Source organism: Nocardia sp. GCM10030253 (assembly GCF_042675075.1).
Lineage (GTDB): Bacteria > Actinomycetota > Actinomycetes > Mycobacteriales > Mycobacteriaceae > Nocardia.
The window spans coordinates 513,750-537,487 of the sequence record NZ_JBHTDL010000005.1; the positions used below are offsets into that span (position 1 = coordinate 513,750).

The 23,738-nt window shown below is 66.9% G+C and carries 20 protein-coding genes; 9 read left to right on the forward strand and 11 right to left on the reverse strand.

Translation table 11 applies throughout. The features are described from left to right. Nucleotides 1-111: 111 nt before the first annotated feature. Both ACFQZZ_RS10775 and ACFQZZ_RS10780 read left to right on the forward strand, forming a co-directional pair. Nucleotides 112-570, forward strand: coding sequence for an SRPBCC family protein (locus ACFQZZ_RS10775; protein WP_378677566.1), 459 nt, complete (start codon nucleotides 112-114; stop codon nucleotides 568-570). Between the two features lie 105 nt (nucleotides 571-675). Continuing rightward, nucleotides 676-1,887, forward strand: a complete 1,212-nt coding sequence (locus ACFQZZ_RS10780; protein WP_378678385.1) for a low temperature requirement protein A — start codon at nucleotides 676-678, stop codon at nucleotides 1,885-1,887. Here the strand turns inward: ACFQZZ_RS10780 and ACFQZZ_RS10785 are convergent. The 5 genes from ACFQZZ_RS10785 to ACFQZZ_RS10805 form a co-directional block, all read right to left on the reverse strand. Then, on the reverse strand, nucleotides 1,865-2,710 hold the full coding sequence (locus tag ACFQZZ_RS10785) for an ion transporter (RefSeq protein ID WP_378677569.1): 846 nt from the start codon (nucleotides 2,708-2,710) through the stop codon (nucleotides 1,865-1,867). The genes ACFQZZ_RS10780 and ACFQZZ_RS10785 overlap by 23 nt on opposite strands. A gap of 119 nt (nucleotides 2,711-2,829) precedes the next feature. After that, nucleotides 2,830-4,449: a GMC oxidoreductase gene (locus tag ACFQZZ_RS10790; protein ID WP_378677572.1), complete on the reverse strand. Its 1,620-nt coding sequence runs from the start codon at nucleotides 4,447-4,449 to the stop codon at nucleotides 2,830-2,832. 58 nt (nucleotides 4,450-4,507) lie between these two features. Further along, nucleotides 4,508-6,088 (reverse strand): alpha/beta hydrolase, encoded by a 1,581-nt coding sequence (locus ACFQZZ_RS10795; protein WP_378677574.1) that lies wholly within the window; start codon nucleotides 6,086-6,088, stop codon nucleotides 4,508-4,510. A 75-nt stretch (nucleotides 6,089-6,163) separates the two neighbouring features. Then, entirely contained in the window at nucleotides 6,164-6,346 is a 183-nt protein-coding gene (locus tag ACFQZZ_RS10800; RefSeq protein WP_378677575.1) for a DUF1272 domain-containing protein, read from the reverse strand. 63 nt (nucleotides 6,347-6,409) lie between these two features. Then, nucleotides 6,410-7,177 carry a sulfite exporter TauE/SafE family protein gene (locus ACFQZZ_RS10805; RefSeq protein ID WP_378677577.1) on the reverse strand — a complete coding sequence of 256 codons (768 nt, stop codon included), beginning with the start codon at nucleotides 7,175-7,177 and terminating at the stop codon, nucleotides 6,410-6,412. A gap of 272 nt (nucleotides 7,178-7,449) precedes the next feature. On the opposite strand from ACFQZZ_RS10805, the gene leuA reads away from it, so the two are divergent. Both leuA and ACFQZZ_RS10815 read left to right on the forward strand, forming a co-directional pair. Then, the gene (leuA, locus tag ACFQZZ_RS10810; RefSeq protein WP_378677579.1) at nucleotides 7,450-9,243 is read left to right on the forward strand and encodes a 2-isopropylmalate synthase; all 1,794 of its coding nucleotides are present in this window, start codon (nucleotides 7,450-7,452) and stop codon (nucleotides 9,241-9,243) included. A gap of 524 nt (nucleotides 9,244-9,767) precedes the next feature. After that, complete coding sequence (locus ACFQZZ_RS10815) at nucleotides 9,768-11,333, forward strand: AAA family ATPase (RefSeq protein WP_378678387.1); 1,566 nt, start codon at nucleotides 9,768-9,770, stop codon at nucleotides 11,331-11,333. 78 nt (nucleotides 11,334-11,411) lie between these two features. Here the strand turns inward: ACFQZZ_RS10815 and ACFQZZ_RS10820 are convergent, their stop codons facing one another. After that, entirely contained in the window at nucleotides 11,412-12,308 is an 897-nt protein-coding gene (locus ACFQZZ_RS10820; RefSeq protein WP_378678389.1) for a LysR family transcriptional regulator, read from the reverse strand. Nucleotides 12,309-12,416: 108 nt separating this feature from the next. On the opposite strand from ACFQZZ_RS10820, the gene ACFQZZ_RS10825 reads away from it, so the two are divergent. The 5 genes from ACFQZZ_RS10825 to ACFQZZ_RS10845 all read left to right on the forward strand — a co-directional run bounded on the left by ACFQZZ_RS10825 (nucleotide 12,417) and on the right by ACFQZZ_RS10845 (nucleotide 18,142). Next, nucleotides 12,417-13,397 carry an EamA family transporter gene (locus tag ACFQZZ_RS10825; protein WP_378677581.1) on the forward strand — a complete coding sequence of 327 codons (981 nt, stop codon included), beginning with the start codon at nucleotides 12,417-12,419 and terminating at the stop codon, nucleotides 13,395-13,397. Nucleotides 13,398-13,620: 223 nt separating this feature from the next. After that, nucleotides 13,621-15,396: an FAD-dependent oxidoreductase gene (locus tag ACFQZZ_RS10830; protein ID WP_378677584.1), complete on the forward strand. Its 1,776-nt coding sequence runs from the start codon at nucleotides 13,621-13,623 to the stop codon at nucleotides 15,394-15,396. Nucleotides 15,397-15,478: 82 nt separating this feature from the next. Continuing rightward, nucleotides 15,479-16,120 (forward strand): pyridoxamine 5'-phosphate oxidase family protein, encoded by a 642-nt coding sequence (locus tag ACFQZZ_RS10835; protein ID WP_378677586.1) that lies wholly within the window; start codon nucleotides 15,479-15,481, stop codon nucleotides 16,118-16,120. Between the two features lie 38 nt (nucleotides 16,121-16,158). Beyond that, complete coding sequence (locus tag ACFQZZ_RS10840; protein WP_378677589.1) at nucleotides 16,159-17,397, forward strand: MurT ligase domain-containing protein; 1,239 nt, start codon at nucleotides 16,159-16,161, stop codon at nucleotides 17,395-17,397. A 34-nt stretch (nucleotides 17,398-17,431) separates the two neighbouring features. Beyond that, a complete protein-coding gene (locus ACFQZZ_RS10845) occupies nucleotides 17,432-18,142 on the forward strand; it encodes a type 1 glutamine amidotransferase (RefSeq protein ID WP_378677592.1) in 711 nt (236 codons plus the stop codon). Nucleotides 18,143-18,144: 2 nt separating this feature from the next. Here ACFQZZ_RS10845 and ACFQZZ_RS10850 read toward each other — a convergent pair whose 3' ends face one another. The 5 genes from ACFQZZ_RS10850 to ACFQZZ_RS10870 form a co-directional block, all read right to left on the reverse strand. After that, the gene (locus tag ACFQZZ_RS10850; protein ID WP_378677594.1) at nucleotides 18,145-18,519 is read right to left on the reverse strand and encodes a type II toxin-antitoxin system VapC family toxin; all 375 of its coding nucleotides are present in this window, start codon (nucleotides 18,517-18,519) and stop codon (nucleotides 18,145-18,147) included. Then, nucleotides 18,516-18,773, reverse strand: coding sequence for a type II toxin-antitoxin system Phd/YefM family antitoxin (locus ACFQZZ_RS10855; RefSeq protein ID WP_378677597.1), 258 nt, complete (start codon nucleotides 18,771-18,773; stop codon nucleotides 18,516-18,518). The genes ACFQZZ_RS10850 and ACFQZZ_RS10855 overlap by 4 nt, the downstream gene beginning before the upstream one ends. Nucleotides 18,774-18,859: 86 nt before the next feature. Further along, nucleotides 18,860-19,981 carry a putative zinc-binding metallopeptidase gene (locus tag ACFQZZ_RS10860; protein ID WP_378677600.1) on the reverse strand — a complete coding sequence of 374 codons (1,122 nt, stop codon included), beginning with the start codon at nucleotides 19,979-19,981 and terminating at the stop codon, nucleotides 18,860-18,862. Nucleotides 19,982-19,985: 4 nt separating this feature from the next. Further along, on the reverse strand, nucleotides 19,986-20,900 hold the full coding sequence (locus ACFQZZ_RS10865; RefSeq protein WP_378677603.1) for a transglutaminase N-terminal domain-containing protein: 915 nt from the start codon (nucleotides 20,898-20,900) through the stop codon (nucleotides 19,986-19,988). Further along, nucleotides 20,897-23,695 (reverse strand): circularly permuted type 2 ATP-grasp protein, encoded by a 2,799-nt coding sequence (locus tag ACFQZZ_RS10870; RefSeq protein WP_378678392.1) that lies wholly within the window; start codon nucleotides 23,693-23,695, stop codon nucleotides 20,897-20,899. Before ACFQZZ_RS10870 ends, ACFQZZ_RS10865 begins: the two co-directional genes overlap by 4 nt. Between the last annotated feature and the right edge of the window lie 43 nt (nucleotides 23,696-23,738).

The window sequence follows — 23,738 nt, forward strand, 5'->3', positions numbered from 1 at the left end:
CCATACCGAGGCTCCGCCAGAGGTGGTCTCAGCCACTGACCACACAGTTGACGACGGTATGTGTCGCTGGGCACAATCGGCCGATGTAAATGGGTGGGGGCGGAGGTATGGATGCGCACAAAAACCGATATCCGATTCGTCGTCGATGCCGACCCTGATCAGGTGATGGATGCTTTGGCGGCGGTCGAATTACTCCCCGAATGGTCGAACTCGTACACCGACGCACGGGTCGCGTCGCGTGATGACGAGGGTCGGCCGAAACGGGTATTCGTCAAGGCGGAGTTGATGGGCGGCCCGGATCTGCAGGTCCTGGAGTACGACTGGACCGCCAGCCGGTCCGAGTGGGAGGTCACCGACAGCACGCGCGGCGTCAAGGGCGGCGGCTGGTTCGAAGTTTCCGACGGCGCCGACGGCACCAACGTCTGGTATCACGTCGAGGTCTACCTGCCGATCCCGGTTCCCGGGCTCCTGGTCAGTCGGACGCTGCGCCGTTCGAACGAGGAGGTGGTGGCGAACTTCATCGATTTCGCCGAGCGATTTCCGGAGAACGAAACCTTCGAGAAGGTATAGCGACGGCGTATAAATCCCAGCTCACCGAGGTAGAGCGCGAATCAGCCGACGCACGGCGGATCCGACGGCGCGCACCTGTCGCACAGAGGTGCGAACATGTGCACCATGATCGGTTCCAAAAGGATTCGGCTGCGGCAGGTATCCGAAGGTGATTCGGTAACTCAGCTCGAATTGTTCTTCGACCTCGTTCTCGTCTTCGCGTTCACCATGGTCACCGACCTGGCCGCCGAGGAGACCAGCGCCAAGAACCTGCTACGCGCGACGCTGGTGCTCGGTGTGATGTGGTGGGTCTGGATCGCCTACTCCTGGCTCGGCAATGTCCTGCGCGCCGACGAGGGCATCACCCGGGTAGCCATGTTCGCCGCCATGGGCGGGGTGTTCCTGGCGGCGCTCACCATTCCGGAGGCGTTCCGCGACCTGACAGGCGGTTGGCACGGCCCGCTCGTTTTCGCGATCGCGTATCTGGTCGTGCGACTGGTGCATCTGGTCATGTTCTGGCTGGCCAGCGCCGAGGACGCGCAATTACGCAGGCAGGCGATGAAGTGGGGGGCAGGTTCGATCACCATCGGCACCACCCTGCTGGTGATTGCCGCGACGACCGAGGGGGGCGTGCAGATCGGGCTGTGGATAGCGGCGATCGCGGGCGACATGCTGTGGACCTTCCTCGCGGGTGAGGACTGGCGGGTGAATTCGGCCAGTCATTTCTCCGAGCGGTATGGGCTGATCATCATCGTCGCGCTGGGCGAATCGATCGTCTCCATCGGTATCGGCGTGGCCGGACTGCCCATCTCGTGGCCGATCGCGGTCGGCTCCCTGCTCGGCCTCGGGATCTCGGGGCTGCTGTGGTGGGCATATTTCGATGTCGCCGCACTGTCGGTGGAACACGCACTCGCACAAGCCGAGGGCGAGCGGCAGATCAAGATCGCCCGGAATTGCTACACGTTCTGGCATTTCCCGATGATCGTGGGAATCATCGCGTTATCGCTCGGGCTCAAGAAAGTCCTCTACTACGTGGGGGACGCATCGCACCACACCCTGAAAGACGCGTTGTACGGGGTTCCACTGTTCTGCTTGTACGGCGGCGTGGTGGTCTATCTGCTCGCGCTGGTCGGGTTCAAGCACTATGCGACGGGCAAAGTCACGGTGGTGCGGTTGGTTGCCGCGGTGGTACTGCTCGCGCTGATCCCGCTCGCCGCCGCACTCCCGGCGCTCGCGTCACTGTCGATACTGTGCGCGGTGCTGCTCGCGCTGATCCTCTGGGAGACGACCAGATACGCGCAGCCGCGGCACGAGATCAGGCACGCGGTACACGAGTGAGGTGATGGCGCACCGACGCCTCGGGGCGGCTCGGGCCGTAGACGGACGGCTCGACGCGCACACCGTGGTGCACCGCCTCCCTGATCTGATCGATGTTCTCGCGCAACATATCCGAGACGAGTTCGTCGGTCCGCGGGTCCTCCAGCACCTGGAAGAAGATGCGGAATGTGGTGTCGGCGATCAGCCGGATGATGTCGTCGTGGAACGGGATGAAGCGGACCCGCCCGGCGTGCGGGTCCTTCTTGATGAGCTCGAGGATCATCTCGTCCATTTCGACGCGGTTTTCCTCCAGCGCCGCCGCGATATTGCGGGTGTAATGACCCGAACGCAGCACGTGCGCGACCTCGTCGAGCACGGCGATGGTCATCGGGCGCTTGATGACGTCGACGATGGTTTTCACGAACCGGTTCACCACGGCGGCGGTCACCCGATCGCCCAGCGCCCGATCGGCGACACGGGCGACGCGGACCACGATCACCACGATCCGCAGCAACCGGAACCCGCGGAAGAACGGGCTGGTCACCGGAATCATGCCAAGCACCTCGTACCAGTAGACGAGCGGGAACGTCCACGGCCAGCCGGCCCGGCGCCAGCGCCACAGGAACTCGGCGGCGAAGATCCCACATATCGAGTAGTCGATGATCACGATCACCCGATAGGTCTGCCCGGCAACCGAGAAGAAGGTGATCCAGACGACCAGCGCCACCGAGACGATCGCCAGGGCCAGCATCACGAGGTCGCTCCACAGCGCGGGCGGCTTGCGTGGAAAGTGGTCCGGCTCCGGAGTTTCGTCGATACCCGAGACGGTGGTCGGAGCTGCCACGTGAGGAATCCCTTCGACGCCGAACGATCCCGCCGAGAGTAATCGGCATCGGCCGCGCGCACCGCCCACACAGGCAACGGCTTGATCACCTTCTCGGCGAAGACCCCGCCGAAACGGGGTTATTTCCCGGCGCGAACGATGGCTTCGATGTTCCGCTCGGCCAGCGCCGCGATGGTGAGCGACGGGTTGACCGTGCCGGTGCTGCCGGGAATGGCGGCACCGTCCATCACGTAGAGACCTGGGTGGCCATGCACGCGGCCGTGGCCGTCGGTAGCCCTGCCGAGCACCGCGCCGCCCAATGGGTGGGCGGTGAACTGCGCGTTCGCGTCGTAGCCGAGCGCGCCGTATTGGACGAGAGCATTGGATCGTTCGGCGATGCGCTGGTCGACCGCGCGGGCGACGGCAACCGTTTCGTCCCGATTCTGGGTCGACCAGGACAGCCCGACGCGATTGCTCGCCCGGTCGTAACCGAAGCGGGCCCGTGCTGGATCGAGCACCATGCCGAGCGAGCCGAGCGCGCCGGTCTCGAACGGAATGCCTGGGATGTACCAACTTTCGAGGGTGAGCGGCACCGTCGATTCATCGAAGATCCGACTGACGCTCGGCACCGCCTGGCCGAGGCCGGCCAGCTCGCTCGCGCCGCGGGCGAGCACTACGTCGCCGTTGGTGCCCCAGCCGTCGCCGATGTGCTCGTTGAGGTTCGGCAGTGCTCCGGTGGCCTGAGCACGAACGAGCAGTTCCGAGGTGCCGATGGAGCCGGCACCGAGGAATAGCCGATCACAGGTGAGGGTGCGGGTGCCGAGCACCTCGCCGGTCGGTGCGAGTTTGGTGACGGTGACCGAATACCGCCCGCCGGATTCCTGCGCGATGGCGTCGACCCGGTGGCCAGGGAACACCCCGGACCTGCCGGTACCCTGCGCGTACCGCAGATAGTTCTGGTTGAGGTCGAACTTCGCCCCGTTGGAGTTGCCGAGGTTGCTGCGGGCCGCGATCGCCGATGGGCGGGTGCCACCCGCGAGTTCGCCGCGCAGGATGTCCCAGTTGAATATCGAGTCGTTGGCCAGCGGTTCATAGCCGGCCCTGCGCACCTGCTCGTCCCAGGAGCGGGAGTGGCTGAACGGCGCAGCGCCATAGAGGTCCGCTGGAACCGGGCTGAGCCGCAACATCTCTCGCACCCGCGGGTAGTAGACGCGATCCATCTGGCCGTAGTCGACGGTGCCACCGAAGACGTGGTCGAAGAACCGGCGTTCCGGTGCGACCATCGCGCCGGTGAAGATCACCGAGCCACCGCCGACGGCCGCCGCACGCCACACATCGATACCCGGGTACTCGGTGCAGTCGAGCACACCGCCGAATCTGGCGAACTGCACCGGCACCTTGGTGACGCCGGTGAAATTGGTGCGATGCCAGAAGCCGCGGCCGTCCGGCAGGTCGTCGCCGGTGAAGACCTCCCGCCATGGGTCGTTCGGCCAGCGCGAGCCGCGTTCCAGCACTGTGTTCGCGATGCCGGCTTCGGCAAGGCGCAACGCGGTGACCGCGGCCCCGAAACCGGAGCCGATCACGATAGCGGGCGAGTGCGCGGGCGGATCTGGAAGTGGCGCAAAGATTTCCGGCACCCAGGCCCGAAACAGTCCGTGCCAGACCGGATCCGCCGCGGCAGTCCCCGCACTCAGTGTCGCGCCCGCGGCGCCCAGCAATGCGGCTGTACCAGCTGCCTTGAAGAAGGCACGTCTCTGCACCCAGCCACCTCCTCATCACGCATGGCCGAGCGCAGATTACACCGCTATGACCGCCACGTCACCCGCCGAACGGCGCCCGATCGGCCTTGCAGGAGGTAGCGGGATCCGGGAGCCGCAGGTCGATCAGATAGCGCTCTTGTAGCCGGCGGGTGCAGTCACCGGTCGGATCGTGCCCGTAGCCGTCGACGACGACCAGCTGGGCATTGCCCAACTCCTGCTGCGCACGCTTCGCGAACGTCAGCGGGGTCACCGGGTCGAACCGGTTGTTGATCAGCAGGGCAGGAACCTCCGACCGCAGTGTCCACGGGCCGGTGTATCGCTGCGGATAGCCGCCCCGCGGTGCGGCCCACGAGGCGCACGGCTGCCGCATGTACAGCCAGAACGCGGCGTAAGTCGGTGCGTTGCCGGAGAATTCGCGCGCCAGCGCGGGCCACTGATCCGGCCGCTCGGGAACATTGCTGTCCGCACACGTGATCGCGGTGAAGGAGTCGAGGAAGTCCAAGGTGAAGGGGGCGGCGGCCAGCACCTCGTGCACGACAACGGGATTGCCGTCGGCGCCACGCTCGAGTTCGGCGAGCAACTCGGCGAGCGCGGGCCAGCCCTGCTGCGAGTCGTAGAGCATCATCGCGTGCGCCTGGACGACCTCGTCGTAGTTCACCCGTACGGCGGTATTACCGCGCCCGACCTCGATCGGCCCCTGCCGCAACCGATCCAGCAGCGCGCGGTCACGGGCCCGTACATCCTCGCCCGCGAACGCGCACCTCGGTTGACCCGCCTGTGTGCACAGCCGGACGAACTCGCTGAGCACTTCCTCGGTGCCGATCGCGGTGTCGGCGATCGCGGCGCTGGAGTCGTTCGTGTAGGCGTCCGGATCGATCATCGCGTTGAGCTGCAGCGCGCGGACCCGGTCGCCGAACAGCGCGCCGTAGACCTCGCCCAGATAGCTCGCGTAGGAGCCGCCCGCATAGGTGAGCTTCGCGTCGCCGACCGCGCGGCGCAGCAGATCGATGTCGCGGGCGGCGTCGACGGTCGTGAGATGCGGCAGCAAAGCACCACTGTGCGCGGCGCAGCCGGCCGCCAGCTCGCGACTGCCGCGCTCGGCGGCGCGCTCCTGCTCGGAATTCGCGGGCGGCTGCGGTGAGTTAGACCAGAACCGTTGCTGCGCATCGGGATCGGCGAAGCAGCGCACCTGCGAGCTACGCCCGACCCCGCGCTGATCGAAGATGACAACATCGAATCGACGGCTCACCTCGCCGGGAAAGAGTTCCCCCGTGCGAGCCCGATCGAATCCCGATCCGCCGGGTCCTCCGGCCGCGGTGAACAGCGTGCCGACGCGAGCGGCCCGGTCGCCTGCGGGCTGACGGATGACCGCGAGCGGGATCGTCGGCCCGTTCGGTTGCGCGTAGTCGAGCGGAACGGCCGCGACCGCACACTGGTACCTGCTCAGCTCGGGTTCCGCACACGGCGCCCAGTCCAGGCGTGGTGTCGGTGCGGCATCGGCTTGCGCGATCAGTTCGGCCGCTCTCGACTGCTGCTGCTTCGACTCCTGCTCGGCGGACGTGCCGCAGCCGCCCAACGCGGGCAACAGTGCGATCAGCACACCGAATACGACGATCCTCGACTTACCCACAGCGATCATCCTCTGCCCACACCATTGCCGCGTCGTCCTCCTTTGTGACGAAATCGGCTGTGCCGCAGCATTCGACGAGGTCGGTCAGGCGGTTGCCACCCGCCTCGGCCGTGCCACCAACTCGCCGCCACAGTTCGGGCACACCCCGTCCATGGCCCGACTGCATGGTTCGCAGAACGTGCACTCGTACGAACAGATTCGAGCAGGGCCGTCCGCCGTCAGCGCGACATCGCAGCGTTCGCACACCGTGCGCATCTCGAGAGCCATGCTTCTACCTCCAACATTCACATCCAACTGGAAATCGACCCACCCCGAGGTGGCAACGCCGGATTACGTCATCAGCAGTCGGACGACAGCGATGCTCCCGACAACGACGATCACCCCGCGCAGCACGTTGGGCGGCAACCGCCTGCCCATCTTGGCCCCGAGCTGTCCGCCGATGACCGAGCCGACCGCAATGAGCGCGACCACCCGCCAGTCCACGTCGGCAACCGCCGTGAAGACGACCGCGGACACGGCGTTCACCAGCAGGCCGAGCACATTCTTGACCCCGTTCAGGCGCTGGATGTCCTCGTGCACGAATACCCCGAGCAGCCCGATCAACAGCACACCCTGGGCGGCGCCGAAGTAGCCGCCGTAGATGCCCGCCGCGAAGACCGCGACGAACAAGATCAGTCCACCGTGCTCGGGTTCCGGGCCGGTGTCGGTCTCCCTGCGCTGCTTCACCCACCGTGCCAGCCTCGGCTGAACCACCACAAGAACCAGCGCGGCGATGATCAGCACCGGCACGATCGCCTTGAAGGCCGACGCCGGTAGCGTCAGCAACAGCACCGCGCCGGTGGTTCCGCCGAGCAGCGACGCGGTGCCGAGCCGGATCAGCCTGGCCCGCTGACCTTCGAGCTCACGCCGATACCCGATCGCACCGCTTATCCCGCCCGGGACCAGGCCGATCGTGTTCGACACGTTCGCCGTCACCGGCGGCAGTCCGAATGCGAGCAGCACCGGGAAGGTGATCAGGGTGCCCGATCCCACAATGGTGTTGATGCCGCCCGCCGCGATGCCCGCGCCGAAAACGGCCAGTTGTTCCAGCCAAGTCATATGAACAGTTCCTTCGACGTCCCGTCGGACCGAGTCCGTACAAGCGCTTGTATGCCCGGTCGGAACGCTATCGGCAACGTCGGATGACCGGACGACAGGACCGGGCTTTCGGGCCCGCGACGCGACACGGTAAACTGCCAGGCATCATGCAGCGGGCACTCCTTCTCAGCCGCCGCGACGGGGTCTGATCGGACCGGCCTCCCGTCGCGGGGTTCCGCCGCGCCGGTCGACCCCTATGAATGGGATCCACCACACCTCTCGGAGAAACCGCCATGTCCCCCGCTGACGCCTTCGTATCCGGCTCGCGCACCATCGTGCCCCCGTCGAAGCCTGCCCCGGCCGACCAGCCCGGCTGGAACACCCAGAAGAACTCCTCGATGCCGACCTTCCGGTACCGGCCCTTCGCCGAGGAGGTCGAACCGATCGCGGTGCCCGACCGCACCTGGCCGAACAAGATCATCGATCGCGCGCCCGGCTGGTGCGCCGTCGACCTGCGCGACGGCAACCAGGCACTGATCGACCCGATGAGCCCCGCCCGCAAGCGCCGCATGTTCGACCTGCTGGTGCGGATGGGTTACAAGGAGATCGAGGTCGGCTTCCCTTCGGCCAGCCAGACCGACTTCGACTTCGTCCGCGAGATCATCGAGGACGGCGCGATCCCCGACGACGTCACCATCCAGGTGCTGACCCAGTGCCGGGCCGAGCTGATCGAGCGCACCTTCGAGGCGTGCGCGGGTGCGGCGAACGTGATCGTGCACTTCTACAACTCGACCTCGGTCCTGCAGCGGCGTGTGGTGTTCCGTGCGGACCAGGCCGCGGTGCAGAAGATCGCCACCGATGCCGCGAAGCTGTGCCTGGAGATCGAGAAGCGTTACCCGGACACCAACTGGCGCTACGAGTACAGCCCGGAGTCCTACACCGGCACCGAGCTGTCCTATGCCAAGGAGGTCTGCGACGCGGTCACCGAGATCATCGCGCCGACCCCGGCCAAGCCGATGATCATCAACCTGCCCGCGACCGTCGAGATGGCGACCCCGAACGTCTACGCCGACTCGATCGAGTGGATGAGCCGCAACCTGGCCCGCCGCGATTCGATCGTGCTGTCGCTGCACCCGCACAACGACCGCGGCACCGCAGTGGCCGCCGCCGAGCTGGGCTACCAGGCGGGCGCGGACCGCATCGAAGGCTGTCTGTTCGGAAACGGTGAGCGCACCGGCAATGTCTGCCTGGTCACCCTGGGGATGAACCTGTTCTCCCGCGGCGTCGACCCGCAGATCAACTTCTCCGATATCGACGAGATCCGTCGCACCGTCGAATACTGCAATCAGCTGCCGGTTGCCGAGCGCCACCCCTACGGCGGCGACCTGGTCTACACCGCCTTCTCCGGCAGCCACCAGGACGCCATCAACAAGGGCCTGGACGCGATGAAGGCCGCGGCCGACGCGGCCGAGTCCGATGTGGACGACATCGTGTGGGAGGTGCCGTACCTGCCGATCGACCCGAAGGACGTCGGTCGCACCTACGAGGCCGTCATCCGGGTCAATTCGCAGTCCGGCAAGGGCGGCGTCGCCTACATCATGAAGACCGATCACGGGCTGGTGCTGCCGCGGCGGCTGCAGATCGAATTCTCCCAGGCGGTGCAGAAGATCACCGACGGCGAGGGCGGCGAGGTCACCCCGAAGGAGATGTGGGATGTCTTCTCCGACGAGTACCTGAGCCCGATCCTGCCGCTGGAGCGGATGCGGCAGCGGGTGACCGCGTCCGAAACCGACGGCGGCGTCGACGCTATTTCCGCGATCGTCAAGGTCGACGGCGTCGAGCAGGAGATCAACGGCAACGGCAACGGGCCGCTCGCCGCGTTCGTCGACGCGCTGTCGACCATCGGCTACGACGTGCGCGTGCTGGATTACTCCGAGCACGCGATGTCCGCGGGTGACGATGCCCAGGCCGCGGCCTATGTGGAGTGCGCGATCGGCGACACGGTGGTCTGGGGCGTCGGCATCGCCACCTCCATCACCACCGCGTCACTGCGTGCGGTGGTCTCTGCGGTGAACCGCGCCCACTGATCTCGGTGGGCGGAGTACGGTGAGAGCCGGACGCCTTGGCGCGCAACGTAAAAGTTGCCGAACCTGGGCGTCCGGCTCTCGATCTTGTTGGTAGAGACCGACAATCGGACCCACAATCGACGGCGTGTCCGCATGGCGCGTCCGCCGTACACACCGCGGCGCGGGGCACCGAACCCCGTGCTAGCGTTGATTTGCACTCAAGCGCCGAGCTTCTCTGCTCGAACTCCCGAGCAGATGGGGGAACTGTGACAACAAACGACCACAACCCGACGTCTCCGCCCTGGCTGCAGAGTCATTCGGTAGACACGGCCGACGTCACCACCGAGGCCAACGGACAGCACTCAGCGTCCGGCGAGGGGGGCGAATCTTCCGACGCCGACGCCGTGTCCGCGCCGTCCGGCGAGGCCGAAGCACAGGAGCCAGACGCGGATTCGGCGGACCAGCCCGATGCCGAGCTGCCGGAGGCTTCCCCACAGCCGGAGCCGGAGCAGCAGTTCGCCGGGTTCCCGCCGGGAGCTGGACCGATGGACCAGACCACCTCCTACGCGCAGGCCGCGCCGCAGCAGTCCTACGGTCCGCCAGAAGGATTCGCGCCGCCCGGTGCGCCGGAACAGTTCGCGCCGCAGCAGTCCTACGGTCCGCCCGAGGGATTCGCGCCGCCCGGTGCGCCGGAACAGTTCGCGCCGTACAGCACCGGCCAGTTCGCGCAGCCGGTTCCGTACGCGGCGGAGCCGTACCAGCCGGGTCCTTACCAGCCCGTTGCCCAGGTCGGTCCGACCGAGAGTGGTAGCCACCCGGTGCAACCGAATCCCGAGCAGCACAACTACGGCGAGTACCGACAGGAGATCGGCGCCGACGGGCTGGTCCGGCGGGTGCCACAGGACCAGGCCGCGGGACAGGCCGATCCGAGCGGGCCGATCTACAGCTGGGCGCCGCCGCCACCGCCGATGCATCAGCCCGCGCCGCCGCAGCAGCAACAGCCGATGTACCAGCAGCCAGGCCCGCCCGTCGGACAACCGCCGCTCGGGCAGGCCGGACCCATGGGCCAGATGCCGCCGCCCGGCTGGCAAGGCGAACACAACCCGCATCATCCACAGCAACCCTTTCAGCCGCAGCACATGCCGCAGCCGGGCCAGCCGGGGCATTCGGTCAACGACCTGAACCTGCTCAAGCGCGCCCGCAAGGCTCCGCGCAGCGGCTGGCGCCGGGCCATGCACAAGGCCACCGGCGGTATGGTCAATCCCGGCGAATCCGCAGCCGATGTCGTCCATCGCGACCTCGTCGACCGGGTGAATCAGCCGGTGCGCGGCGACTACCGGATCGCGATCCTCTCGCTCAAGGGTGGCGTCGGCAAGACCACGACCACGGTCGGACTCGGATCGACGTTCTCGACGTTGCGTGGTGATCGCGTGATCGCGATCGATGCCAACCCAGACCTCGGCACGCTCGGACACCGGGTGCCGCGCCAGACCCGCTCCACCGTGCGCAACCTGCTCGAAGACCAGCACATCACCAGGTACTCGGATGTCCGCGCGCACACCTCGCAGGCGCCGAGCCGGCTGGAAGTGCTTGCCAGCGAACAGGATCCGGCGGTCTCCGAGGCCTTCAGCGAGGCCGACTACCGCCAGGCCATCGCCATCCTGCAGTCGTTCTACAACATCATCCTCACCGACTGCGGCACCGGTCTGATGCACTCGGCCATGGCAGGCGTGCTGGACATGGCCAGCTCGCTGGTGCTCGTGACCTCGCCCGCCATCGACGGCGCGCGCAGCGCGTCGGCCACGCTGGACTGGCTCGACCACCACGGATACGGCAAACTCGTCGAGCGCACCGTCGTGGTGGTGAACGCCTCGCGCCGCGGTGCGTCCACGGTCGATCTGGACCAGCTGCGCAAGCTGTTCCTCGACCGCACCCGCGCGGTCCAGGTGGTGCCCTTCGACGACCATCTCGCCGAGGGCGCCGAAATCGACCTGGAATTGGTGAGCAAGCCGACCCGGCGCGCCCTGCTGGAACTCGCCGCGATGGTGGCCGACGATTTCGGCTACGTCGGCGCACAGCAGTACCGGCCCGGCCCGCACGGGCGGCACTAGAACTCGCGAACCCCAGCGGCCCGGCGGCATTACGCCGGGCCGCTTTCGTTCAACGGACGTTGTGTGTGCACGAAGGCACTATTCGGCAGTCACCTGCCGAGCGGCGGTTTCGAAGGCAGTCAGCACAGCGGCGATGGCGGGACGCTTCTCGGCGTGCGGGCGGGTGGCCAGTTCGTAGAGTCGCGCGGCACGAACGCCGGACAGGCGCAGGACCGCCAACTCGGGGTGGGCTACCGCGAAGCGGGGCATGAGGGCTACCGCGTAGTCGGCGGCGACGAGGGTTTCGATTACTCGGAAGTCGTTGAGGCGCTGTGCGATACGTGGCTGGACGCCGGTCATGGTCGCGATCGAGCGGAGCACGTCGTCGACGGGGAAGCCGCCACGGACGCTCAGCCAGGTCTCGTCGGCGAGCTCGGCCGGGGTCACCTCGGAGCGTCCGGCGAGCGGATGTGTCGGGGCGACAACGACATCGGTGGGTTCACGCATGAGCACCCGGGTGGTCACGCGCGGACCGGCGATCGAAGACGCACGCTCGTCGCGATGGGTGAGGACGATGTCGTAGTCCGCGAGCAGGCGCGGTACTTCGGTCGGCGGCAGGTCCACGTCACTGGCGATGACCTCGACGCCGCTGTCGACCATCGCGGGCAGCACATGCGGCAGCAGCAGCGCGGCGCCCGACGGGAACAACGCGACGCGGACCCGTCCGCGCGGCGAGCCACGGTAGTGCGCCATCTCGGCGACGGCCCGTTCCATCGCCGCGAGCACCTCGTCGGCGCGCAAGACAAGCGCATGACCCGCGTCGGTGAGCCGAACCCGGCGGCCGTCGGGCTCCAATAGCGCGACACCAGCCTCCTTGGCGAGCACCTTCAGTTGCTGCGACACCGCCGACGGGGTCATCGACAGCGCCGCCGCGACGGCCGCGATAGTGCCGCGGTCGGCGAATTCACGCAGCACGCGCAGGCGTTCGACCGTCATGGGCGGCCCGACCGGCGCGTTGCCAAGGGGAATCATTCAGGAATACTACATAAATAATGCATATTAATTCGATTGTTCTTATGAGTCTGGCTGCCCACGATAGAAGGCGTGACCAACCGTGACCGCCTGCTCGGCCTTACCGTCGTCCTGCTCTGGGGGCTGAACTTCATCGCCATCCGGGTCGGGCTCGACCATTTCCCACCCTTCTTCTTCGCCGCGCTGCGCTTCGCGGTCATGGCAGTGCCGGTGATCTTGTTCGTGCCCCGCCCGAATGTGCCGCTGCGCTGGCTGTTGCTGTACGGCATCGGGTTCGGCATCCTGCAATTCGCCTTCCTGTTCACCGCGATGCGTGCGGGGATGCCGACCGGATTGGCCTCGCTGGTGCTGCAGTCCTCCGCACCGTTCACGGTCGTCCTCGGCGCACTGTTCCTGCACGAACGGCTCCGGCCGGTCCAGCTCGCCGGCCTCGCGGTAGCAGTGGCGGGCATCGTGGTGATCGGTATCGACCGCACCCAGCAGGCCCCGCTGCTGCCGGTGCTGTTGACGCTCGCGGGCGGGCTCGGCTGGGCCTTCGGAAATATCGGGTCGAGGAAGGCCAGCGCAGGTGGGGGTGTCAACACCCTGCACCTCACGCTGTGGATGACCGTGATCCCACCGATCCCGCTGTTCGCCCTCTCCGCGCTCACCGAGGGCCCGACCACCGGCCTGCAAGCTCTGACCGAGGTCGCCACCCCGACCGGCTGGCCGTCCTTGGTCGCCCTCGCCTACATCGTGGTGCTCGGCACGGCCGCGGGCTCGGGCCTGTGGACCTACCTGATGAGCCGCTACCCAGCAGGCACAGTCGCTCCCCTATCGCTGCTGGTGCCCGTGGTCGGCATCGGCGCCGCGTGGGCCGCCCTGGACGAAACCCCCTCGCCACTGTCGCTGGTCGGCGGATTGATCGTGATCGCAGGAGCATTCGCGGCGACGACCGCCGGCCGGGCTGGCGCGAACAATAAAGCAACGGAACCGGTTTCGACTGACTCTTGCCCACCCGAAGACACACCGGTGCCCGCACCCGCCGGTCGGCTTCGACTGGCGGAGGCCTAGCGTTATTTACCCGGGGCCATCTGTACCGATCAGCAGGGTCATATCGCACGAATCGATCGGCCCACGTAGCACGGGTTCAGTCGTTCGCACCCGGCCTGGCAGGTCGCGGTTTACGGTTAGGCGGCGGTAACCGGGGTGGGGTAGCTGGATCCCGAATAGGCCGCTTTACAGTGTGCAGTGCGTGTTAGACAGGTCCCGAAAAGGCTGGGCAGCAGAGTTGCGCATGGCAGAACAACGATGGTCCGTGTCGCGAAGGACAGTGCTTCGTGGAACGGTTGCGGCGGGGGTAGCGGCAGCGGGGGCCTTGACGGCAGGTGTGCTGAGACCGGCGCCTGCCTCCGGTAGTCCGGGTGGCAGGCGGGTCGCGGTATTCGGTGGTGGGGTCGCGGGGTTGACCGCGGCGCACGAACTCGCCGAGCGTGGTTTCCAGGTCACCGTCTATGAGCGACGCGCGCTCGGCGGCAAAGCACGCAGTATTCCGGTGCCAGGCACCGGGTCGGAGGGACGGCCGGACCTGCCCGGCGAGCACGGGTTCCGTTTCTTTCCCGGCTTCTATCAACACATTCCGGACACGATGCGGCGGATTCCGTTCCCTGGCAATCCGAACGGCGTCTGGAACAACCTGATCGGTGTGCCGGAGGCGCGGTTCGCCAGGCGCGACGGCGACGACTTCCGGCTACCGCTCGGGCCGCGGGCCCGCACGGCATTCACTCCCGAGATGTTCCGGGAGACGGTCGGCGCGGCCATCGCCACGGCGCTGAAAATGCCCGCTGTCGAAGGCATGTACTTCGCCGATCGCCTGCTGGTCTTCAACTCCAGTTGCGACGCCCGCCGGTTCGGGCAGTGGGAACACATGTCCTGGCGCGACTACGTCGGCGGGCACGAGCGCTCCCACGAGTTCCGCGCGCTGCTCTCACGCACCCTGACCAGCATTATGGTCGCCGCCAAGGAAGACGTGGCCAGCGTCCGCACCATCGGCAATATGGGTGAACAGTTCCTCGGCAATCCCTTCGAGATCGGCAACGACGGTGCGCTGGACCGGGTGCTGAACGGTCCTACCAATGCGGTGTGGATCGACCCGTGGGTGCAGCGGTTGCGCGAACTCGGCGTGCAATTCGCGCTCGGCGCCGAGGTGCGCGGGCTAGAGGTGCGTGATCGCCGGATCGCCGGGGCCCGCGTCGTCGACGAGACCGGTGCGCAGCGCAGCGTCGAAGCCGACTATTTCGTGGTGGCGTTGTCCGCCGAGCGGGCCCGCGCGCTGTGGTCGCCGGACGTGCTCGCCGTCCGGTCGGAGCTGGCCGCGATGGACGGACTGTTCGTCGACTGGATGAACGGCATCCAGTTCTATCTGCGCAGGCCCGCGGACATCTCGCGCGGGCACACCGCCTTCATCGACGCGCCGTGGTCGCTCACCTCGATCACCCAGAATCAGCTGTGGACAAGGAAACTCACCGAGTTCGGCGATGGCACCGTGCAGGACTGCCTCTCGGTCGACATCTCCGACTGGAATACCCCGGGCGTGCTGTACGGCAAGACGGCCAAGGAGTGCACGCGCGAGGAGATCGCTCGCGAGGTGTGGGCGCAGATGACCGCGCACCTCAACGACCGCGGTGCGGTGCTGCGGGACGCCGATCTGCATTCGTGGTTCCTCGATCCAGGCATCACCTGGCAAGCAGACCAGCGGCGCAACGCCAACGCCGACCCGTTGCTCATCAATACCGCAGGGTCGTGGGAGTACCGACCGCAGCCGCACGGTGCGCTCGAGAATCTGTTCCTGGCAGGCGATTACGTGCGCACCAATGTCGATCTCGCGACCATGGAGGGCGCCAACGAATCTGCGCGCGCCGCGGTGAACGCGCTACTCGACGTGGCGGGCTCGAACGCCGAGCGCTGCCGCATGTTCACGCTGTATCGCGCCGCCGAGTTGGAGCCGTTGCGCCGGATCGACGCGGATCGCTACGCCGCGGGGCAGCCGAACCTGTTCGACATCCAGATCTGAGTGGCAACGGGTGTGATTGATCTTTCCTCGCCGGAACAGTATTCGATCGCGGGGGTGACGCTGCTGGTGTTTCAATCGAGGTATGCGCGAGATCATCGGCACGGACGAGATCACCAGCCCCACCGACCTCAGGCAGCTGCTCGGCGAAGTCATGCCGCGCGCCGCGAACAAGGAGCGCATCGCACTGCACCCGAGGGACCGCGAATGGATTGCGAATTCGCCGTTCCTGATCATGAGTACCAGCGACACCGACGGTAACTGTGACGCCTCCCCCAAGGGCGATCCAGCTGGTTTCGTGCGGGTACTCGACGATCGAACCCTCGCGATTCCCGAACGCCCCGGCAACCGCCGCGCTGACGGCTACCTCAATATCCTCGCCAACCCCCATATCGGCCTGCTGTTCCTGATCCCCGGCCGCCGCGAAACCCTGCGCATCAACGGCCGCGCCCGCCTGGTGCGCGAGGCACCCTACTTCGACGACATGGTGGTCAAGGGCCATCGCCCGATCCTCGCGGTCGAGGTCCAGATCGAGCAGATCTTTCTGCACTGCGCCAAGGCGTTCATCCGCAGCCACCTGTGGGAGCCGGAGCAGTGGCCGGCCGACACCCTGCCGAGCCCGGCCTGCCTGGTCAAAGAGGTCCACACCGACATCACCGAGTCGGTCGAGGAACTCGAGCGCTACTACTCGCCGGAGAACTACAACGCGAAGCTCTACCGCGACTGACCGGCACGGGCCCCGCACCCACCACATAGACTCGCGGCGTGGCAGATATTTCGGTGCGTGGGCGGCTCGCGCTGCGAGCGGCGGCCGCGGCGTCGTGGGCTTCACAGAAGGCCGGACGCGGCAAAGGCTCGATGATCGGCGGATTGATCGCGCTGAAGATCGATCCGACGGTCATGGATCAGCTCGGCCGTGGCAAGCGCACGGTGCTGGTGACCGGCACCAACGGCAAATCGACCACCACGCGGATGACGACGGCCGCGCTCGGCAGCCTCGGCGAGGTCGCCACACAGGCCGACGGCGCCAATATGGACGCTGGGATCGTTGCCGCGCTGAGCACCCACCTCGGCGCGCCGCTGGCCGCGATCGAGGTGGACGAGCTGCACCTGCCGCACGTCACCGACGCGCTGAACCCGGCCGCCGTCGTGCTGTTGAACCTCAGCCGCGACCAGTTGGATCGGGTCGGCGAGATCAACATGATCGAACGCAAGCTGCGAGCCGGGTTGGCGCGGCATCCCGACGCCGTGGTGATCGCCAATTGCGACGATGTGCTGGTGACGTCCATCGCCTACGACCATCCGAATGTGGTGTGGGTCGCGGCGGGCAGCGGCTGGGCGATGGACGCGACCAGCTGTCCGCGCAGCGGCGAGCCGATCGTGTGGGAGGGCACGCACTGGCGCAGTACCGGCACGGATTTCCAACGCCCGGAACCGGATTGGTGGCTCGACGGCGAAAAACTCTGCGGCCCCGATGAATTGCGATTGCCGCTGCGGCTTGCCCTGCCGGGGCGCGCCAATCGGGGCAATGCCGCGCAGGCGGTGGCCGCGGCGGTCGCGCTCGGCGCGAACCCGGCGACCGCGGCGACCGCGACCGGAACGGTGCGGGAGATCGCGGGCCGCTATCGGACCGTCCAGGTCGGCGAGCACACCGCTCGCCTGCTGCTGGCGAAGAATCCGGCGGGTTGGCAAGAGGCGCTTTCGATGATCGAGCCGACCGCGGCCGGGCTGGTGATCGCGGTGAACGGTCAGGTGCCCGACGGGGAGGATCTGTCCTGGCTGTGGGATGTGCGCTTCGAACACTTCGAGGGCGTACAGGTGGTGGCCGCGGGCGAGCGTGCCACCGATCTCGCGGTCCGCCTCACCTACGCCGGAGTCGAACACACCACGGTTCCGGATCCGTTGCGCGCCATCGCTTCCTGCCCGGCGGGCCGGGTCGAGGTGCTGGCGAACTACACCGCGTTCCGTGATCTCAACCGCGACTTGGAGGGGCGGAAGCCATGAGCGAGCATAGCGTCAGCGTCAGCGAGGTGCGGTCATGACCGAATCGACGGTGCGGATCGGGCTCGTGCTGCCCGATGTGATGGGCACCTACGGCGACGGCGGCAATGCACTGGTGTTGCGTCAGCGGCTGCGGATGCGTGGCCACGACGCCGAGATTGTCGAAATCACGCTGGCCGACCCGGTTCCCGAGTCGCTGGATATCTATACCCTCGGCGGAGCAGAGGATTCGGCACAGCGCCTGGCCACCCGGCATCTGCAGCGCTACCCCGGATTGCAGCAGGCCGCGGCGAAAGGCGCTCCGGTGCTTGCCATCTGCGCTGCCATCCAGGTGCTCGGCAACTGGTATGAGACCTCGTCGGGCGAACGCGTCGACGGTGTCGGCCTCATCGATGTCACCACCGCTCCCCAGCAGCAGCGCGCCATCGGCGAGGTGACCACAACGCCCATGCTCGCCGGTCTGACCGCACCGCTGACCGGGTTCGAAAACCACCGCGGCGGAACCACACTCGGCCCCGACGCGACCGGCCTCGCCCGCGTCACCCGCGGCGTCGGCAACGGGGTCGGCGATGGGCTGGAGGGTGTGGTCCAGGGCTCCACCCTCGGCACCTACATGCACGGCCCTGCCTTGGCCCGCAATCCCGAACTCGCCGACCTGCTGCTCGCTCGCGCCCTCGGTATATCGGAGCTCGCCCCGCTCGACCTCCCCGAGGTCGAACAACTCCGCCGCGAACGCCTGCGGGCCTGACGCTAGATCGCGAGAATGGCGACCTCGTATTTCTGGCAGTAGGGATTTCTTGTGGCCAGCGTGAGGCCTTCACACTTCGCTTGAGCTACGAGCATGCGGTCGAACGGATCCCGATGGATCAACGGGAGGCGCCCGGCCGCGATGGCGTGATCGTGGTTGATCGGCAGCGGAACGAATCCGCTGTCTCGGACACGTTCGGCCAGATCTGCAGGGCCCTGCAGCTTTCCACTTGCTTGCTTGATGGCGATTTCCCATATTGTCGCGGAGCTCAGATAGACATCCAGATCATGGTCGAGCCGTCCCTTCAGATCATCCGACAGCGCAGGGTCGTCGTTCAACCACCACAACACCACATGGGTGTCCAACAGCAAGCTCATGGCAGCACACCGAAGCCGTCGGCGATTGCGGCATTGGTCTCCTCGGAGTCCCAGTCCGGAGCGAGCACTAGTCGGCCGCGCAGCGAACCGCGGCCGGTGCGCTCGGCTCGGCGGACAAGCGGCACGACCTTGGCAACGGGGTGACCGGCACGGCAGATGACGATTTCCTCACCGCGTTCGACCCGCTCGATGATTCGCGACAGGTTTGTCTTGGCTTCGTGGATATTGAATTGTTCCGCCGCGTTACCCGACATGACGCCTCCTTAGCTAAGAGGTTAGTCCAGTATGCGTCGAGAATGCCAGAAAATACTGGCGGCGCCCCAAGGCCGGACCCGATCGGTCAGCTGACCGCGGCGCCACACAATTCGTGGACCAGGCGCATCTTCTCCAGAACCGGGTCGGGCAAGACGAAGGGGTAGAGGTCGGGGTGTCCCATGGAGCGGTTGACCAGGTTGAGGGCCCAGGCCAGTGGCAGCCAGAGGTCGATGATTTTGTCGAAGCCCGCGCGGCCCACTTGCGGGCGGTCGAGGGTAGCGCCCGCCGGCGCGAAGCCGAATGCCGCCGCGGTGTCGAGGGTGTCGCGGATGTGCAGGTAGTGGGCGAAGGTTTCGGCCCAGTCTTCGGCGGCGTGCATGGTGGCGTAGGAGGAGACGTACCTGGTGTCCCAGCCGGGCGGGGCGCCCTCGACGTAGTGGCGATCCAGCGCGGCCTGATAGTCGGCGAACGGGTCGCCGAAGAGATTCCGGAAGCGTTGCAGCGCATCGTCATCAGCGACGAGAACAGCGAAATAATAGTGGCCGATCTCGTGACGGAAGTGACCGAGCAGGGTGCGGTACGGCTCGTCCATTTCGATGCGCAGCTGCTCGCGATGCGGATCGTTGGCCTCGGCGAGGTCCAGCGTGATCACGCCGTTCTTGTGTCCGGTGGTGACCTTGTCGGTTGCGCTCGACAGCAGGTCGAAAGCCAGACCGGTGTGCGGGTTCTGGTCGCGGCCGACGATCGGCAGTCCGAGTTCCGCCAATTCCATGATCAACCGTCGCTTGGCCGCCTCGGCCTCGGCGAAGGCCTGCAGTCCCGCCGCGTCGTCGTCATTGGGACGGATGCGGGTCAGCCGACAGGACTCACAGAGCAAAGGACCACCTCTGCGGCGAAGCGGCGCGCCCGGCGATGCCGAATCCTGCTGCGAGGGCGAACCCCCGGCCTGGTCGCCGGAAGCAGACGGGTTGTCGGAGACTTGCACCAGCCAATTGCATTGCGCCACATGCAGGTTGTCGCACAGTTGGAAGATGCGGCCATCCACCGCACCAGCCGGATGACGGTTCGACTCCTCAGGGGTGGCAGCCGATATCACCAGTAGTGCGCGATCGGCGAGGCTGAAACCCAGTGGGCTGGAACAGGACAGGCACACCGAGTTCTCGAAGGCCAGCTGCTGGCCACAATTGGGGCAGGTGAAATCGCGCACGGCGCTACCCCGCTACCGGAGCGACATCGACCGAGACGGTAATGGAGCTCTCCTTGGCGTCGGTGTAGATGATGCCGCGCAGCGGTGGCACGTCGGCATAGTCGCGGCCCCACGCCACAGTGACATAGCGCTCGTCGGCGAGCTGATCGTTGGTGGGGTCGAAGGCGATCCAGCGACCGGTCCGGTCGTATGCGGCGTCACCGGGCACCCACACCGCCGACCAGGCATGCGTGGCATCGGCGCCGACCATCCGTTCCTTGCCCGGCGGCGGATCGGTTGCGAGATAACCCGATACGTATCGGGCGGCAAGGCCGTGCGAGCGCAGGCAGGCGACACCGATCCTGGCGAAGTCCTGACAGACACCCGCCCGCGCGGCGAACACGTCGGCGACCTTGGTGGAGACGGTCGTGGAGCCCGACTTGTAGGTGAAGTCGGCGTAGATGCGGCTGTTCAACTCTCGCACCGCTTCCAGCAGCGGCCTTTCGGGAGTCAGGGATTCGGCCGCGTACGCCGTGACCTCCGGGGTGATCTCGGGCGGTTGCAGGTCCAGGGTGAACTCGAACGCCAGCGGTCCGTTGGTGGCAGTCGGACGGGCGTTCTCCCATGGGTCGGCGGCCGGGCCGATATCGGTATGGTCCGGCCTGTCCACCTCGACCACGGATGCGCCGGTGACCACGAGAGCCCGATGTTCGGCCGTGACATGGAAATACGAGGTGGTGTTGCCGTAGACATCGGTCCCGATCGACCGATCCGACGGCACCGGATCAATGTCGATCTCATGCGAAAGCAGTCGCTGCCCTGGGTATTCCCGTGGCGTCAGATACGCGCGCCCATACGAACTGGTCACCTCGTCGGAGTACGAGTACGTGGTTCGATGCGCCACTCGATAGCGACGAGCGGAACCATTGCCGCTGATCATCCGACAACCCGTGTGCTGCCCCACAGCGGCTGTATACCCGCCGGCAGCGCCAATCTCGTGGTCTCGAACGATTCGGAAATTTTCCGCAGCCGCAAATGCACACCCTCCAGGAGCTCCGCCAATTCGGTCCGCTTACCGTCGGCATCGGTGACGTCCAACTCGTCCGGGTCGACCCGGCGCAGCATCCGCTGCGCGTCGGCAAGCAACCGTTGTGGCCGCGACGATCCGGACGTCGCGGGCAGCGCCTGGAAGTCCACCTCGAGTTGCTCCAGCTGATAGGCCAGCGATCGCGGATTGGCCTCGTCGAACAACAACAGCCCGGCGACCGCCGAGACGCGCACCGAATCCCGGTGCCGCCGACGGTAACTCACCGAGGACTCGGTGGATCGCAGCACCGCTTCGGTCACCATCCGCTCGGCCTCCGCCGGGTAGGTCTCGGTCAACGCCGCCGACAACAGCGCGGTGAGCGCTATTCCGCGTTCGATGCGCTTGCCGATATCCATGACGTACCAACCGGTGTCGCGCACCAGCGATTCGGCGCCGATCCCCGACAGCGACAGCAATGCCGCGAGCGACAATGAATGCACCGCCGACAGCGCGGTCTCCTGATCTCCCCCGGTGCCGCGGTACTCGTCCAACGCGCGATCGACCGCACTCAGAATCATCCAGGTGTCAGCGGACAATTGATCACGTACCGCCCGGGCCGCCGACCCGTACCGGTCGATCGCGAAGGCCAGCGAACCCGGGGTATTCCGATCGATGGTGAGCCGCACGAGGTAATCGTGCCCTTCTCGCGAGGCACCTGCGACCGCCGGCCGGCCGCCGGCCGCCGACTCCGCACTCACCGTCGGACTCGATGACGCCGACTGTTGTTGCACCGCAGAGCTGCTCGCTGCCTTCGGCTCTTCGGTCGAATCCGATTCCGCCCCTTCGGCATCGGAGAAGCCGTCGTCCGGGGCAAGCGTGCCCGTGGTCCGAGCCAGGGCAGACATGAGGGCGGGCACCGCGTCCGCACCTTCGAGCCACGGGCGGTAGCGGAAGTCCTGGTATTTGTCGTGGGTCGCGATGAGCAGGCGCACCACCGATTCGGCTCGTTCGCTGTAGCGGCCCATCCAGAAGAGGTCGTTGAGTACGCGGGGTGAGCTGACAGTTTCGAGGGCGGGGGCACGGCGCTCGCGTTCCTCGTGAACGGGCTCGGTGGCGATGGCAGCGACAGCGGTGGGGGCGGCGCGAACCCAAATGTCTTTGGCGGCAACCTTGATGACCACCCGCTCCGGCTGCAAGCGCTGGCGCAATTGACCGAGTCCGCCCGCCATCGCCGTATAGCCGCCGCGCCTGGCCAGCGAGAACAGCCGCATCCCGACCGGCGCCGAGGCGAGACCGCCGTAGCCCTGTACCGCGGGCGCCACCGAGAACTGGGCCGGGTCCTGGCCAACCCATTGCCAGCCACGGGCCTCGATCCGCGCCGCGAGTTCCGCGCGTTGCTCGGCGGAAAGTTCGGGACCGAACTTGGTGGACCCGTCGACGGCCGAGCGAATGATGAGGCGATCCAGGTTCGCGATCAGGTGCGATCGCTCGGCGTCGTCACCACCCCAGTACGACGGCGCACTGTCGAGCGTCAACTCTTCGCCGAGCAGTGCCCGCGAGATCCGCGGCAGGAATCCGGTCAACGCGGGATTCTCCAGCAGGCCGCTGCCGAGCGTGTTCACCACGGTCACCGCGCCTCTGCGCAACACCTCCACCAAGCCGACCACACCGAGCCGGGAATCGGGGCGCAGGTCGAGCGGATCGGAGAATTCGGCGTCCACGCGGCGCAACACCACATCGACTCGCTTCAATGTGCCGAGTGAGCGCATCCACAGCGCACCGTCACGCACCACCAGATCCGCGCTCTCGACCAGGGGAAAGCCCAATGTCGATGCGAGATAGGCCTGATCGAAGGCGGTTTCGGAGTGCACACCCGGACTCAGCACCACGACGACGGGGTCGTCCTCGCCGGTCGGGGCGGATTCGATCAGCATCAACCGCATCGCCCGCGCGAACGGGGTGAGTGGACGCGGATTGGAATGCTCGAACGCCTCCGGAATCGCGGTGGAGACCACCCGGCGATCCGCCAGCGCGTAGCCCGCGCCGGACGGCGCCTGCGCCCAGTCGGCGATAGCGCGGAACTGACCATCGCTCCACCTGCTGATATCGCAGGCATGCAGGAACAATTGATGCCGCCCAGGCACCGTGATGCCGTGCGCGGCTCGAACGTAGCCACTGTTGCCGAACACCACCTCGGGCGGCAGCAGGCCCGAGGTGATGGTGCGCCGTGCGCCGTAGATGTCGGTGAGCACCTCGTCGAGCACTCGCGAGCGCTGCACCAGGCCCGCCTCCAGCCGGGTCCAGTCATCCGCGGAGACCAGCAGCGGAATGGGGTCGAGCCGCCACGGTGTCGGCAGCGCCGGGTCCTGCGGCGAGATCACCTCGGTGTAGTAGATGCCGTCGTCGTCGATCAGCCTGCGCACCCGGCTGTCGAGCCTGCCGAGCCCGGTCGTGCCGAGCTCGACGAAGTCGGCCGAGAGCTCCGACCACATGCGCCGTACTCGGCCGTCGGCGTCGACGAGCTCGTCGTAGTAGCCGTTCATGGGTCGGCCGCATTCGTCGAATGCCGCGCTGTCCACACCCTCCGCGCGGTAGCGCGCGAACTGTTCGGCGATCTGTTCGCGCACGTCGAGCTGGTTGTCGTCGTGTGGCGGCTCCAGTCGAGCAGTATCCCCCTTGGCCTCCGCACGCTGCGCTTCGTCGCGCATTGTCACCGCGCCGACCTCACTTCCGCTGCCAGAGGTTGCCGTA